At 72.0% G+C, this 14,002-nt stretch carries 11 protein-coding genes; 6 read left to right on the top strand and 5 right to left on the bottom strand.

Going from position 1 to position 14,002, the window contains the following annotated elements; genetic code table 11:
* Positions 1-82 precede the first annotated feature (82 nt).
* Positions 83-1,993, top strand: coding sequence for an AMP-binding protein (locus tag OG214_RS08195; protein WP_405984346.1), 1,911 nt, complete (start codon positions 83-85; stop codon positions 1,991-1,993).
* Here OG214_RS08195 and OG214_RS08200 read toward each other — a convergent pair.
* The 3 genes from OG214_RS08200 to OG214_RS08210 all read right to left on the bottom strand — a co-directional run bounded on the left by OG214_RS08200 (position 1,959) and on the right by OG214_RS08210 (position 6,463).
* Positions 1,959-3,872, bottom strand: coding sequence for a GNAT family N-acetyltransferase (locus OG214_RS08200; RefSeq protein WP_405984347.1), 1,914 nt, complete (start codon positions 3,870-3,872; stop codon positions 1,959-1,961). The two genes, OG214_RS08195 and OG214_RS08200, sit on opposite strands and share 35 nt — an antisense overlap.
* A gap of 80 nt (positions 3,873-3,952) precedes the next feature.
* Positions 3,953-5,074, bottom strand: a complete 1,122-nt coding sequence (locus OG214_RS08205) for a peptidoglycan bridge formation glycyltransferase FemA/FemB family protein (RefSeq protein WP_363080756.1) — start codon at positions 5,072-5,074, stop codon at positions 3,953-3,955.
* Between the two features lie 234 nt (positions 5,075-5,308).
* Positions 5,309-6,463, bottom strand: a complete 1,155-nt coding sequence (locus OG214_RS08210) for a glycerate kinase (protein WP_363080757.1) — start codon at positions 6,461-6,463, stop codon at positions 5,309-5,311.
* Positions 6,464-6,603: 140 nt separating this feature from the next.
* Here OG214_RS08210 and OG214_RS08215 point away from each other — a divergent pair, with 140 nt between their 5' ends.
* The 4 genes from OG214_RS08215 (at position 6,604) to OG214_RS08230 (ending at position 10,753) form a co-directional block, all read left to right on the top strand.
* On the top strand, positions 6,604-7,098 hold the full coding sequence (locus tag OG214_RS08215) for an NUDIX domain-containing protein (RefSeq protein WP_405984348.1): 495 nt from the start codon (positions 6,604-6,606) through the stop codon (positions 7,096-7,098).
* Positions 7,099-7,188: 90 nt separating this feature from the next.
* Positions 7,189-8,541 carry a MerR family transcriptional regulator gene (locus tag OG214_RS08220; RefSeq protein ID WP_405984349.1) on the top strand — a complete coding sequence of 451 codons (1,353 nt, stop codon included), beginning with the start codon at positions 7,189-7,191 and terminating at the stop codon, positions 8,539-8,541.
* 167 nt (positions 8,542-8,708) lie between these two features.
* On the top strand, positions 8,709-10,034 hold the full coding sequence (locus OG214_RS08225) for a hypothetical protein (RefSeq protein ID WP_405984350.1): 1,326 nt from the start codon (positions 8,709-8,711) through the stop codon (positions 10,032-10,034).
* Complete coding sequence (locus tag OG214_RS08230; protein ID WP_363080761.1) at positions 10,031-10,753, top strand: Sir2 family NAD-dependent protein deacetylase; 723 nt, start codon at positions 10,031-10,033, stop codon at positions 10,751-10,753. Before OG214_RS08225 ends, OG214_RS08230 begins: the two co-directional genes overlap by 4 nt.
* Positions 10,754-10,773: 20 nt before the next feature.
* Here the strand turns inward: OG214_RS08230 and OG214_RS08235 are convergent, their stop codons facing one another.
* Together OG214_RS08235 and OG214_RS08240 are read right to left on the bottom strand one after the other, a co-directional pair.
* The gene (locus OG214_RS08235) at positions 10,774-11,292 is read right to left on the bottom strand and encodes a methylated-DNA--[protein]-cysteine S-methyltransferase (RefSeq protein ID WP_363080762.1); all 519 of its coding nucleotides are present in this window, start codon (positions 11,290-11,292) and stop codon (positions 10,774-10,776) included.
* Positions 11,293-11,365: 73 nt separating this feature from the next.
* The gene (locus OG214_RS08240; protein WP_405984351.1) at positions 11,366-12,907 is read right to left on the bottom strand and encodes an AlkA N-terminal domain-containing protein; all 1,542 of its coding nucleotides are present in this window, start codon (positions 12,905-12,907) and stop codon (positions 11,366-11,368) included.
* A gap of 218 nt (positions 12,908-13,125) precedes the next feature.
* Between OG214_RS08240 and OG214_RS08245 the strand changes: the two genes are divergently transcribed.
* Positions 13,126-13,881 carry an SDR family oxidoreductase gene (locus tag OG214_RS08245; protein ID WP_363080764.1) on the top strand — a complete coding sequence of 252 codons (756 nt, stop codon included), beginning with the start codon at positions 13,126-13,128 and terminating at the stop codon, positions 13,879-13,881.
* Positions 13,882-14,002 lie beyond the last annotated feature (121 nt).

The raw sequence follows: 14,002 nt of genomic DNA on the forward strand, positions 1-14,002 counted from the left end.
CTCTCGTGCGTTGTCACGGTCCTGTCCCGGCTCGCTCCGATGGCCTGTCGGCGGTCGCCCGGCTCTGGAATGATCGTCGGCCATGACCGGGGGATTCATACATCAGTTGTTCGAAGATCAGGTCCGGCAGGCACCCGACCGGACCGCCGTGATCACCGAGAGCGCGCGGCCGACCTATCAGGAGCTGGACGGCTCGGCCAACCGGCTGGCGGCGTATCTCATCGCGCGGGCCGGGGTGCCGGAGTCCGGTGCCACCGTGGCGATCTGTACGGAGCGCCCGCTCGACGCCCTGGTGGCGATGCTGGCCGCGCTCAAGTCGGGGTACGCGTACGCCGTTGTCGCGCCGGGGACCGCGCGCGAGGAGACGCGCCGGCTGCTCGGGCTCACCCGGGCGGAGGTCGTCATCACCCATCGGAGGCTGCTGGCGCGGATCGATGACGGCCGCCGCCGTACGGAGATCTGTCTGGACGGCGACGGGGAGGCGATCGCCGCCCACTCCGACGCGGCGCCCGCGGAGGGCGGGGCAGGGAGCGATCGGGCCACCGTCCTCTTCACGGCGGGCACCACGGGTGAGCGGAGGGCTGTTGTCTCCGGGCACGGCCGATGGCTCGCCGCGTACGCCGCCTGGGCCGAGGTCTACGCGCTGACGGCGCACGACCGGCTGCTGGTGACGGCGGGCTCCGAGACCACCGAGTTCACCGGCGGCTGGATACGCGCCCTGTGCTCGGGCGGAACGCTGGTGCTGTCGGAACGGGCGGCCGAGTCGGAGAGTGTCACCGTCGCGGAGGTGGACCCGACGGCCGCGGCCCGGCTGGCGGAGCGGGCACTGCCCGCCCTGCGGCTGCTGGCGGTGGGCGGCGAACCGCTGCGGCTCGACGAACAGCTACGGCTCCAGGGGCTGCTGCCGGCTCCGGGGGCCCGGGTGCTGAGTGTGTACGGTCCGGCGGAGGTCGTCGGATGCGGTACCTGGTTCGAGCCCGAGCAGTTGCCGGGGCCCGTCGAACACCCGGAGCGCGCCGCGTATCTCGGCCGTCCGTTCCCCGGCTGCGCGGTGGAGTTGCGCAAGGGGCGGATCTGGCTCACTCCTCCGGACGGCGGCGACGCGGTCCCCACCGGCGACGCGGGGCGGCAGCACGGCGGAGGGCCGCTGGAGTTCCGCGGCCGGACCGCCGACCGGGTCGAGATCGGCGGGAGGACGGTCGACACCTACCGGGTGGAGTCGGCGCTGGCCGGGCACCCGGACCTCCGGGAGGTCGTCCTCACCGGGGACCGCGGGCGTACCGGCGGCCGACTGATCGCCTATGTGGCACCGGGCCCCGACACCCCGTCAGGCACGACACTCGCCACATCGAATGCCTCGCCTGGCGCCGCGCCGGACGCCGCGTCCCTGCGGGCGCGGCTGACCGGTCTGGTGCCGGCCGCCGATATCCCCGGAACGGTCGTACGGGTCGCCTCGCTCCCGAGGAACGCGGCCGGGAAGGTGGACCGCGCGGCGCTGCCGCTGCCACCGGTACCCGGAGCCGTGCGCCACGCGGGCAAGGGCGGGATGACCGGGGAGGAGAGGGCGGCGGCCGTCGGCGGCTGTGCGGTGCCGGTCGTCGCGGGCATCCTGGCCGTCGCCCTCACCAACACCTTCTGGCCCGGCTCCACCGATCTGACCGGCGTGCCGAGTCCGTGGAACGGACTGTTCGGCGTCCTCTACGCCTTCGAGGTGGTCTCCTTCGCGGCCGGTGCCGGATTCCTGGTGGCCGGACGGAAACCGATGCTGCGGCGGGGCGGCCCGCGCGGTCTGACCACCGCGGCCCATCTCGCGATCGTCTGGCTGCTGGTGGCCTGGTGGCCGCAGGACAATCTCTACCGGCTGGCCGCCAAACAGGACTGGCCGCGACAGGCCGCGCTCGTCTACACGTTCAATGTGCCGCTGATGATCGCGGCGGGGATCGTGGTGGTCTGGGCGGTCATCGGCTCACCGCCGGCCCGGCGGAGCGAGTAGCCGGAGGCCGGTGGCCAGGAGTGAACAGCCGGCCGAGGTCCGCGCCCGCCGTTCGGACCAGTGCCTCGGCCGCGTCGAGACGTTCCGCCGTACGGGCGGCGAGCAGGACCCCGAGAAAGGGTGCGGGGTCGAAGGCCGCCGTGGGGATCGAGGGCACCAGCACCGCCCCGGTCCTCGCGCAGTCGGCCGTCAGTCCGGTGAGCCATGTGATGAGTTCGCCGTCCGGGAGCCGGGCGCCGAGCGGGATCCGGTCCAGCGAGCGTACGAGATGGTCGCCGCCCCGGGTCTCGTCCAGCCGTGCCTTCACGACGAAGGCGACCGAGGGACCGGTCAGCCGCAGATTGATCTCGGTCGGTGCGAGCCGGGGCGCTGCGGGCCTGGGCGGCGCGAGCCTGTCCGCCGGGGCGGACCGGGACGGTGCCGGCCGGTCGGCCGGGGCGGTCACGAAGTCGACGTCGTACCAGCCCCGGTAGCCGCTCGCGGCGAGCCGCAGACCGACATCGTGCCCGAAGCGCAGAGCGACGGCCGCCGCCCCGTCCGTGACGGCGCCGGGACCGACGGTCGCTCCCTGGTACGCCGTACCCGCCACATCCATCCGCGCGGCGCCGACATCGTGCACCTCGCCCGCCGTGTCCACGAGACCGTCGTAGGTGAGATCGCGCGGGGTGGCGTCCGGGCAGTCCGGGCCGGCGCTCAGGAACTCCTCGACGAGCAGCGGCCCCTGGGGCAGTGCGCGCAGTACGGGCAGCAGACGCCATACGGAGGTGACCACATGGGTCCCGGAACCGCCCACCCCGTGCTCGGTCTTGACCACACTGCGCTCGCCGGAACGGGCCCGTGCCAGGATCAGCCGGGCCGCCGCACGGCGCGTGGCCACCGGCCACTGGTCCGGCACGACGATCCCGGGATGCGCGGCGGCGAGCTGGTGGAAGAGGACACTGGCCGCGCGCTTGGACTCGTATCGCAGCGCCCCGGGCGGGAGCGGCTCCCCGGACAGCTCGCCCGTCGCACCGGTGCGGCCCCACGGGACGAAGGGCAGCCCGAGGCCGCGCAGATGGCGTACGAGGGCCGGGCGGTCCAGGATCTCGGGAGTGAGTCCCGCCGGGCCGGTGCCGAGACCGTCGTACAACTCCACCGATTCCCAGGCGAGTTGGCGGGACAGCAGCTCCAGCCAGCCCTCGGGGACGGTGCCGGGCAGGACCACCGCGGCGGGGTACGGGCTGCCCAGCGCGGCCAGACAGGAGTAGTGGGCGCTCGCCCGGCGGGAGACCTCGGGCCGGCGGGAGACCTCAGGCCGGCGGACGGCCTCCGGCGATCCGGAGGAGGACATGAACTGCGCCTGGAACTCGGCGACATTGCCGAGCTGTACGGTGCGCCGACCGCCCGTCCATGCCCGCGCCCAGCTCGCGCGCGGGGGTACGTCCACCCGGAGCCGGGACAGCGGCTCCGCGCCGCCGGGGACGGGCCGCGCGCCCAGCGCCCGGTAGAAACCGACCGCGTGCGGATCGGAGTCGATCGTCAGCCGCTCGATGCCCTCGTCCCGGGCGGCGTCCAGGACATGGGCGTACAGGGTGCGGCCGATGCCCCGGCCGAAGGCGCGCGGTTCGACGAAGAGCAGTCCGAGCGTGCCGTCGGGGGCCTTCCCCTCCAGCGAGGCGACACCGAGGGCGGCGCCGGACTTCTCGTCCTCCGCGACCATCATCCGACGGGCCGCCATGTCCGCCGCCGAGATCGTGAGTTCCTTGCGGCAGGCGGCCATAAAGGCTTCGTCGTAACCCCAGTGGGCCTTCGAGCGCAGCACAAGGCCGCTCAGTGCCCGCGCCTCGTCGGGGCGCGCGTCCCGTATCCGCACGGCCCCGACTCCAGGGTCCTTCGTCACACTGCCGTCCAGCTTCTGGTTCAGCGCCTGGTCCAGCGCCTGATTCGGTGTCCGGCTCGCCGTCCGGCTCGGTGTCCGGTTCAGCGCCTGGCCATATAGAGGTCGAGTGCCTTGTGCAGCAGTTTGTTGAGCGGATAGTCCCACTCGCCCAGATACTCGGCGGCCTCACCGCCGGTGCCCGCCTTGAAACGGAGCAGACCGAGGAGATGGTTGCTCTCGTCCAGGGTGTCGGTGATGCCTCGCAGGTCGTACACACTGGCGCCGAGTTCATGGGCGTCGCACATCATCCGCCACTGGACGGCGTTGTTCGGCTGCACCTCACGTCTGCGGGCGGTGGAGGCACCGTACGAGTACCAGACGTGGTCGCCGACGGTGAGCATCGTGGCCGCGGACAGGACCTCACCGTCGTGATGGGCGAGATAGAGCCGCATCCGGTCGGGGTTCTCGCTGGTCAGCGCGGTCCACATGCCCTGGAAGTAGGTCAGCGGGCGCGGCAGGAACTGGTCGCGCTCCGCGGTCTCCCGGTACAGCTCGTAGAAGGCTGGCAGATCCTCGTAGCCGCCCCGCTCGACCTTCACCCCGGCCTTCTCGGCCTTCTTGACGTTGCGCCGCCACTGCTGGTTGAAGCCGCGCTGGATCTCGTCCAACGACCTTCCCGCGAAGGGCACCTGGAAGACGTACCGGGGCTGTCCGGCGCTGAAGCCGTCGTCGGCGCCGTCGTCGTTGCGCCGCCAGCCCATACGGTGGAGCCGGTCGCTGACCGCGAGCGCGCGCGGGTCGGTCATGGTGGGCTCGACGTCCCGCAGCCGACGGACCTCCGGGTCCACGACGGCCGCCTTGACCACGTCCGCCGTCCAGCGACGGGCGACGACGGGCGGCCCCATCTTCACCGAGAACGCGCCCCGGGACTTGAGGTGGGCCAGCATCGGCTGGAGCCACCGGGCCAGGTCGGGGGCGAACCAGTCGATGGCGGGGCCCTCGGGCAGATAGGCGAGATACCGCTTGATCTTCGGTACGGGCCGGTAGAGGACGAGCCCCGCGCCGATGATGTCCCCCCGCTCGTCGAACCACCCGAGGCTCTCCGCCCGCCAGTCCGGCTTCACGTCCCCCCACGAGGGAACCTGCATGGGACTGATCGAGGGTCTGGCTCCGACGAAGGCCAGATGTTCCTTACGTTTGATCGTCTTCAGGCGGTAAGCCATGGGAGAGTGCTCCTTCGCTCGGCGCGCAGGCCTGTGGTCAGCAGTCCTCTAGTCATACGTGCCGTACGGGCGGGGGCGGGTCCGGACACGCGCGACGGCCGGAGAGGACACACCTGAGGGCGGGAGAGGACGCACGTGGGAGGCGGGCGGGACAAGGGGGACAGCCCTGTCCCCCTGCCCGTTTCCCCCGCCCCTTTCCCCGGCCCTTGGTGGACGCCGATCGGGGTGCCCGGGTCAGACCAGGAAATCCCGGGCGATGTCCGCCGCCAGGCGTTCCAGCAGCGGTCCCGCCTCCGCCATACAGACCGCGGGGTCCGGCTCCAGCTCGGTGAGGGCGTACGCGCGCCGGATCCCCGCGCGGCCCAAGGCCTCCGGCGGGAGGGCCAGTCGGCCGCAGACCGCTATGACCTCGATGTTCCGCGCGCGGGCCGCCGCCGCGACACCCGCGGGGGCCTTGCCGTGGAGTGTCTGCTCGTCCAGCGAGCCCTCACCGGTGATGACCAGGGTCGCCCGGGACAGGGCGGAGGCGAAGCCCAGTACGTCGAGCATCACCTCGATGCCGGGGCGGAAGCCCGCGCCGAGGCCGACCAGCGCGCCGTAGCCGATTCCGCCCGCCGCGCCCGCGCCCGGCGAGAGCGCGAGATCGGCGGCTCGGGAGCCGATGGCCGTCTCCAGGACCGTGGCGTAGTGGGCGAGTGCCGCGTCGAGCGTGACCACGTCCTCGGGGCTCGCGCCCTTCTGGGGGCCGTAGACGGCGGGGGCGCCCTTGGGCCCGGTCAGTGGATTGTCCACATCGCTGGCGAGGACGATCTCCGTCGCGCCGAGACGGCCGTCCAGACCGGAGAGATCGGCGGTGGCGAGGTCCCGCAGGCCGCCGCCGCCCGGCCCGATCGGCCGGCCGGCCGCGTCCAGGAAGCGCGCGCCGAGCGCGGCGAGCATCCCCGCGCCGCCGTCGGTGGTGGCACTGCCGCCGACTCCGAAGACGATGCTCCGGGCGCCCGCGTCGAGCGCGGCGCGCAGCAGTTCGCCGGATCCGTGGGTCGTCGCCGTCAGGGGCGCGAACACCCCCGCCGGAAGACGCTGGAGGCCGGAGGCCTCCGCCATCTCGACGACGGCCATGCCGTCCCGCAGGGCGTAGGCGGCGGTCAGCTCGTCGCCGAGCGGCCCTGTGACCCGTACCTCGCGCCGTTCGAAACCGGCCGCGACGGCTGCCGCGACCGTGCCGTCGCCGCCGTCCGCGACGGGCAGGGTCTCGACCGTCACCTCGGGAGCGACCCGGTGCAGCCCGGCCGTCACCCGCTCCGCGACCTGCACCGCCGTGAGCGAGCCCTTGAACTTGTCCGCCGCGATCAGTACGCGGGCGACCTCGGTTACCGCTCCGTCCGTCACTTTGCATCCTCTGCTCTCGAACAGGCAGTCGCGCCGCTTCGACCCTATCCGCCCGCCGTCCGTCTGCCCATGCCCGCTGTCACCGGCTCCTTCCCACGGACGGACGGTGCCACCTTGACGACAAGCCCTAGGCTTCCCGTGTGACGGATACCGATGCCGAATACGCCGCGTACATCGCAGGTCTCCCCCGAGTCCTCGCCGGCGCCGCCATGCTGTTCAGGGACGGCGGGGGCCGCGTACTGATCGTCGAGCCCAACTACCGGGAGGGCTGGGCGCTCCCCGGCGGAACGGTCGAGTCCGACGACGGCGAGACCCCGCGCTCGGGCGCCCGGCGGGAGACGCTCGAAGAGATCGGGCTGGACATCGAGCCCGGACGGCTGCTGGCGGTCGACTGGGTGCCGGGCAAGGCCCGCCCGCCGATCGCGGTCTATCTCTACGACGGCGGGGTGCTGGACGAGCGGCAGCTCGCGTCCATCCGCCTCCAGGAGGAGGAGCTGGTGTCGTGGCGGCTGCTCGACCGCGAGGAGATCCCGTCGTATCTGCTGGGTTCGCTCGGGCTGCGGGTACGGGCGGCACTCGACGTGGTGGAATCCGGCGCGGGCACGGTGGAGCTGGAGAACGGCCGCCGGCCGTAGCGATGTGTCCGCCGCCGGTCGGGGAACGCTGGAGCGCTCTCCTCGCCCGGAGTTGACCTTCACGTTGGCTGAACGTCGACAATCGCCGCCATGGACGAGACCACGGACCACACACCGGAGTTTCCCGGGTCCCCGGCGCTTCCGGACTCCCCGGCGCCGGCGGAACTGCTGAGCATCAGCGCGTTCGCACGGCGCGTCGGACTCGCGCCGAGCGCGCTGCGCTTCTACGACGACTGCCGTGTGCTCCGGCCCACGCGGGTGGACGGCGCGACCGGCTACCGCTACTACAGCACCGACCAGGAGGCGCGGGCCCGGCTGCTGCGGAGTCTGCGGATGGCCGGTCTGCCACTGGCCGACGCCGGCGTCGTACTGGACGGTCCCGCCGACGAGGCCCGTACCGTACTGGAGCGGCACCGGGAGACCGTACGGGACCGGACCCGGACCGCCGACGCCACGATCGCGGAGATCCTGCGGTCCCTCTCCTTCGCCGGATCGACCGCGTCGACCGTGTCGACCGCGTCGGCAGGGGCGATTGGGTCGACCGGGCCCGTCGAGCCGGCCAAGTCCGCCGACTCCGCCGAGGACAGGTTCCGCGTCACGGAGGTACGGCTCGACGGCGCGGAGCTGGCCAGTGCCGTACGGCAGGTCGTCCCGGCCGTGGGCCGGGACGAGGAACACCCGGTCCTCGGCTGTGTCCTCATGGAGATGGAGGACACGGAGGTCCGGCTCGTGGCCACCGACCGCTACCGGCTGTCCCTGCGCGTCCTGGGTCCGGCGGCGATGGCGGGGCCGTCGCGCCGGCTGCTGGTGGAGGCGGCCGAGCTGATCGCGGTCGGAGCATGGGCCACCCGCCACCCGGAGGTGACCGTCGAAGCCGGACCCTTCGGCGCCCGGGTGCACGGTACGGACGGGTCCGCCACCGGATCCGGGGCCTGGTCTGAGGCCGGGCCTGGGTCTTGGGCGGGGTCCGGGGCCTTGTCCGGGGCGGGGTCCGGATCCGGGGCCTGGTCCGGGGCCGGGGCCGGGGCCGGGGCCCGTGAACTCGCCCTGTTCGACGGCCGGTTCCCCGCGTACCGCGAGATGCTGTCGGATCTGCCCCCGGCCCGGCACCGGGTGATCGTGGACCGGTCGGCCCTTCTCGCGGCTCTCCACGGGTTCGAGGACGCGCCGGGTGTCGCCCTGCGGCTCGGCGAGCGGGACGAGGCCGCGATCTCGCTGCCCGACGGTTCCCGTACCACCGTTCTCCGGGCCACGGTCCTGGGCACCGTACCCCTGCGTATCGGCTTCGACCCCGCCGTACTGGCCCCGGCCCTGGAGGCGGGCGTCGGCCCCGACGTCCTGCTGGAGATCTCCACCGCGACCCGGCCGGTGCTGGTGCGCTCCGCCGACCAGGGCAGCTTCACGACCTTGGTGATGCCGATCGCCCTGACCGGCAACGGCTGAGAATCACCCACGGACCTTGGTGGCGTTCACGGTGCTGAACCCCAACCGCGCCCGTCCCCAATACAACTGACGTAGCATCGGCGACCATGCCCCGCGTTCATCCCTCGTTCGTCCGCCGTGTACTCCCGAGCGGAATCCTTCCTGTGTCCCACGCACCCGGAGGACTGATGCGAAGCCGGACCCACGACCGACTGGCGGCCCTGGTCACATCCGTATTCGTCGTGTCGACCGTCGTCGTCGGCACGGGCGGTGTCGTCGCACAGGAACAGAGCCAGGCGCAGGGCGGGGGCCAGGGGACGCGGAATCGTTCCGTGGGCGCGGCCGGTCTGCCCGTGGACCGGCTCTCCCCGCTGCCCACGGCCGTCGACGGCGGCGCCTGGCAGTCGGGTCATCTCCAGGGCATGGCCATCGACCGCGCCAAAGGCCATATGTACTTCTCCTTCACCAGCCTGCTGGTGAAGACGGATCTGAACGGCAGACCCCTCGGCTCCGTCACCGGACTCACCGGTCATCTCGGTGATCTGGACTTCGACGCGCGGGACGGCCGGATCTACGGCTCCCTCGAATACAAGGCGGCCAAGGCGTTCTACATCGCCGTGTTCGACGGCGACCGCATCACCCGTATGAACATGGACGCCCAGTCCAGCGGTGTGGTCTCCACCGTCCATCTCCAGGAGGTCGTGAAGGACTACACGGCCGATCTGAACGGCGACGGCGTCTTCGACGGCGACACCGCCACCACCCCCGACCACCGGTACGGATGCAGTGGTATCGACGGTGTCGCGTTCGGCCCCGCCTTCGACGGCGGGGGCGGTGTCAGGCTGACGGTCGCGTACGGGGTCTACGCCAACACCGGCCGCCAGGACAACGATCACCAGGTGCTGCTCCAGTACGACGTCCAGGGGTGGAAGGAGTACGAGCGGCCGCTCACCGAGGACGCTCCGCACACCAGCGGCCCGGCCGCGCCCGACGGCAAGTACTTCGCGTACACCGGCAACACCACCTACGGCGTACAGAACCTGGAGTACGACGAGCACAGCGGCAATTGGCTGCTGGCCGTGTACAAGGGCACGAAGCCGGGGTTCCCCGACTACTCCCTCTTCGTACTCGACGGCTCGAAGGCCCCCGTCTTGGGCACCGTCCGCGGCCAGGACCGCCCCGAGCAGGGCCTGCTGCTGTCGCTCCTCCCCCGCGGGCTGCACGACGCGCCGTCCGGTGTGTACGGCTGGGAGTCGACGGGACAGTACGGACTGGTCTCGCTCGACGACGGCCGCTTCTATCTCGCCGAGAGCGGCACGGTCGAGGTGGACGGTGTCACACGGCAGACCGGCCGCGCCGTACTGCACCGCTGGACGGGCCGTACCCCGACGCCCTTCTCACCGGCCGGAGCGCCCCTGTCGGCGGGCTCGCCCCCGGCGCCGGGCACATCAGAGATCTCGGGGCCGCAAACGGTTGGCCGTCCGTCGCCCCCGCTGCGTACGCTCGCACCATGACTCTCGTCGCGCTCCTCAGCGGCGCCGGTATCTCCACGGACTCCGGCATCCCCGACTACCGCGGTCCGAACGGCCTGTGGCGACGCGATCCCGGGGCCGAGAAGCTGGTCACATACGACCTGTACATGACGGACCCGGAGATCAGGCGCCGGTCCTGGCGGATGCGCGGTGACAGTCCCACGCTGCGTGCCGAACCCAATGCCGCCCATCGCGCGGTGGCCGAGCTGGACCGGTCGGGGACGGCGGTCCGGGTGATCACCCAGAATGTCGACGGACTGCACCAGCTCGCCGGGATGCCCGCCCGCAAGGTGCTCGAACTGCACGGCACCGCACGGGAGATCATCTGCACCGGGTGTCACCTCCGGTCCTCGATGACGGAGGCGCTGGGCCGGGTCGCGGCGGGCGAGGAGGACCCGCGCTGTCCGGCGTGCGGCGGGATCCTCAAGTCGGCGACGGTGATGTTCGGCGAGCGGCTCGACCCGGAGGTGCTGGCCCAGGCGATGGCGATCTCCAAGGCGTGCGAGGTGTTCATCGCGGTCGGTACGACCCTCCAGGTACAGCCGGCCGCCTCGCTGGCGGGGATCGCCGCCGACCACGGGGCACGGCTCATCGTGGTGAACGCGGAGCCGACGCCGTACGACGACCGCGCGGACGAGATCATCCGCGAGCCGATCGGTACGGCGCTGCCCGCGTTGCTGACGAGATACCGCAAGGACTGATACGCCGGTCTCGTCCGAGGTCAGAAGAGCGTGGCGGTGGCCGGGGCGTCGGCCGCCGCGCCCTCGAAGACCAGCAGCCGCTGCTTACGGTCGAGCCCGCCGCCGTAGCCAGTGAGTCCGCCGGTGGAACCGATCACCCGGTGGCAGGGCACGATGATGCCGATCGGGTTCTTGCCGTTGGCCAGTCCCACCGCACGTGAGGCGCCCGGCTTGCCGAGGTTCTCGGCCAGTTCGCCGTACGAACGCGTCTCGCCGTACGGAATCCTCTGGAGCTGCTCCCAGACACTGCGCTGGAACGGGGTGCCGTCGAGCCGCAGCGGCAGATCAAAGTCCGTCAGCTCTCCCGCGAAGTACGCGTCGAGCTGGCGCACCACCTCGGTGAAGGGCCGGGGGTCCGGGGCGCCGAATCTCTCCTCCGGCGGGCGATGGCGCTGCCCGACCATATAGAGACCCTTCAGGACGTCGTCGGCCGCGACGAGTGTGAGTGGTCCGTAGGGGCTGTCGATCACGGTGTGCACGGTGTGGCGCTGTCCGGCCATGAGGGAACTTCCTTGCTGGGGCTCTGAACGCTTGCTGGGGCTCTGAACGCTGAACGCTGGACGCTGAACAGACTTATACGGGAAGGCGGTTGATGGCGTGGTCGTCGGTCGCCCAGAGGTACTGCACGGCGTACGCGCGCCACGGTCGCCAGGCCGCGGCGCGCTTCGTGAGCGCGCCGGGGGTGGACGGCAGGCCGAGCCTCTCGGCGGCCCTGCGTACGCCGAGATCGGTCGGCAGGAACGCGTCGGGATCACCGAGCGCGCGCATCGCGATCGCCTCGACGGTCCATGGCCCGAAACCGGGCAGGGCGATGAGCCGCTCCCGTGCCTGTTCCCAGTCGCTGTCGGTGCCGAGCCGGAGCGAGCCGTCGGCGAGCGCCGCGATCAAGGTGATGAGGGTGGTGCGCCGGGTGCGCGGCAGGGCCAGCGCCTCCGGGTCGAGCCCGGCCAGCGCCTCGGGGGCGGGGAAGAGATGGGTCAGCCCGCCCTCGGGATCGTCGACCGGCACCCCGTGCGCGCTGACCAGCCGGGCCGCGTGTGTCCGCGCGGCGGCGGTGGAGACCTGCTGGCCGAGCACGGCCCGTACGGCGAACTCCGCCGCGTCGACGGTACGGGGCACCCGCCGCCCCGGCGCCTTGTCGACCAGCGGGGCCAGCAGCGGATCGGTGCGTAGCTGCTCGTCGACGGCGACCGGATCGGCGTCCAGGTCCAGCATCCGGCGGCAGCTGCTGATGGCGAGGGTGAGATCGCGCGGGTCGGTGAGGGAGAGCCGGCAGGCGATGTGGTCGGGGCGCGGCGAGAGGGCGACGATGCCGTGCCCGTACGGCAGGGAGAGCGTGCGCCGGTAGGCGCCGTCGCGCCACTCCTCGACGCCGGGAACAGCGGTCGCGACGAGGTGCCCGAAGAGATTGTCGGGGTTGAGGGGTGTACGGAACGGCAGCCGCAGCGAGATCGCCCCGGGGACGGCGGAGTGTTCCGGCGCGCGCGTGTCCCGCGCCCGTGTGCCGCCCGTGACACCTGAGGTGCGTGGAGCAGGCGAGGTGCGGGAGGTGCGTGAAGCGCGCGTACGCAGTTCACTCGGCGCGAGCGCGAAGACCTCGCGAACGGTGTCGTTGAAGGCCCGGATGGAGGCGAAACCCGCCGCGAAGGCGACCTCGGCCATCGGCAACGCGGTCGTCTCGATGAGCACACGCGCGGTCTGCGCCCGCTGCGCGCGGGCCAGCGCGAGGGGTCCCGCGCCCAGCTCCGCGAGGAGCTGCCGCTCGATCTGGCGGGCGGAGTAGCCCAGCCGCCCGGCCAGACCGGGCACGCCCTCCCGGTCGACGACTCCGTCCTGGATGAGCCGCATGGCGCGGGCGACGGTGTCGGCGCGGGCGTTCCACTCCGGCGAGCCGGGGCTGGTGTCGGGCCTGCACCGCTTGCAGGCCCGGAAGCCGGCCTGCTGACAGGCGGCGGCGCTCGGATAGAACGTCATGTTCTCGGCCTTGGGCGGCACGGCCGGACAGCTCGGCCGGCAGTAGATCCGGGTGGTCAGCACTGCCGTGAAGAACCAGCCGTCGAAGCGCGCGTCCTTGGACCTCACGGCCCGCACACAGCGCTCGCTATCGGTGTACATGGCTTCAAGCATCCGCCACGGAAGACCCCGGAGCTGGCAGGAATACGACATCAGCCTTCCCCGACCACAACGACCGTAACGTCGCTAACACACAGGGGTAGCACTCCTAACATCAAGGTGTTAACGTTGCTCTCGTCGGGTCGCGAACATCGCTACCCGGTCGAGACAAGTCGACACAAGTCGACACAAGTCGAGAGATCGAGACAGGGAGCAGCATCATGACTGAGCAGACCATTTCCTCGGACCGCGCGGCGCGGGTGGCGATCATCACCGGAGGGTCCCGCGGGATCGGCCGGGAGAGCGCCGAGCGGCTGGCCGCCGACGGACTCGCCGTCGTCATCAACTACGCGGGCAACAGCACAGAGGCCGAAGCGGCGGTCGCGGCCATCACGGCGGCCGGCGGACAGGCGATGGCCTTCCGCGCCGACGTGGCCGACGAGAAGGCCGTCTCGGCCCTCTTCGACGCCGCGGAGGCCACGTACGGCGGGGTCGACGTGGTCGTGCACGCGGCGGGAGTCATGACACTGGCACCGCTGGTCGAGACGGACCTGGACGCCCTGGACCGTATGCACCGCACCAACATCCGGGGGACGTTCGTCGTCGACCAGCAGGCGGCCCGCAGGCTGCGCGCCGGCGGGGCGATCATCAACTTCTCCAGCTCCGTGGTGTCGCTGGCCCTCCCCGGCTACAGCGCCTACGCCGCCACCAAGGGCGCGGTCGAGGCCATGACCCTGATCCTCGCCCGTGAGCTGCGAGGACGGGACATCACCGTCAACGCCGTCGCCCCGGGACCGACCGCCACCGCCCTGTTCCTGGACGGCAAGGACGAGCAGACCATCGCGAGGATGGCCGGTCAGGCGCCCCTGGAGCGCCTGGGCACCCCGCAGGACATGGCCGAGGTCGTCGCCTTTCTCGCCGGTCCGGCTCGCTGGGTCAACGGACAGGTCCTGCGTGCCAACGGCGGCATCGTCTGACAAGCCCGGCCGCCGCCGGCCCGCCGCCGTTCCTCTCGCCACCCCTCTCGCCACCCCTCTCACCGCCGCTTTTCCCACGCCTCTCGCCACCCCTCACCCCCCTCCACCACCCCTTCCCTCA

This window comes from Streptomyces sp. NBC_00872, from assembly GCF_045161915.1.
Lineage (GTDB): Bacteria > Actinomycetota > Actinomycetes > Streptomycetales > Streptomycetaceae > Streptomyces.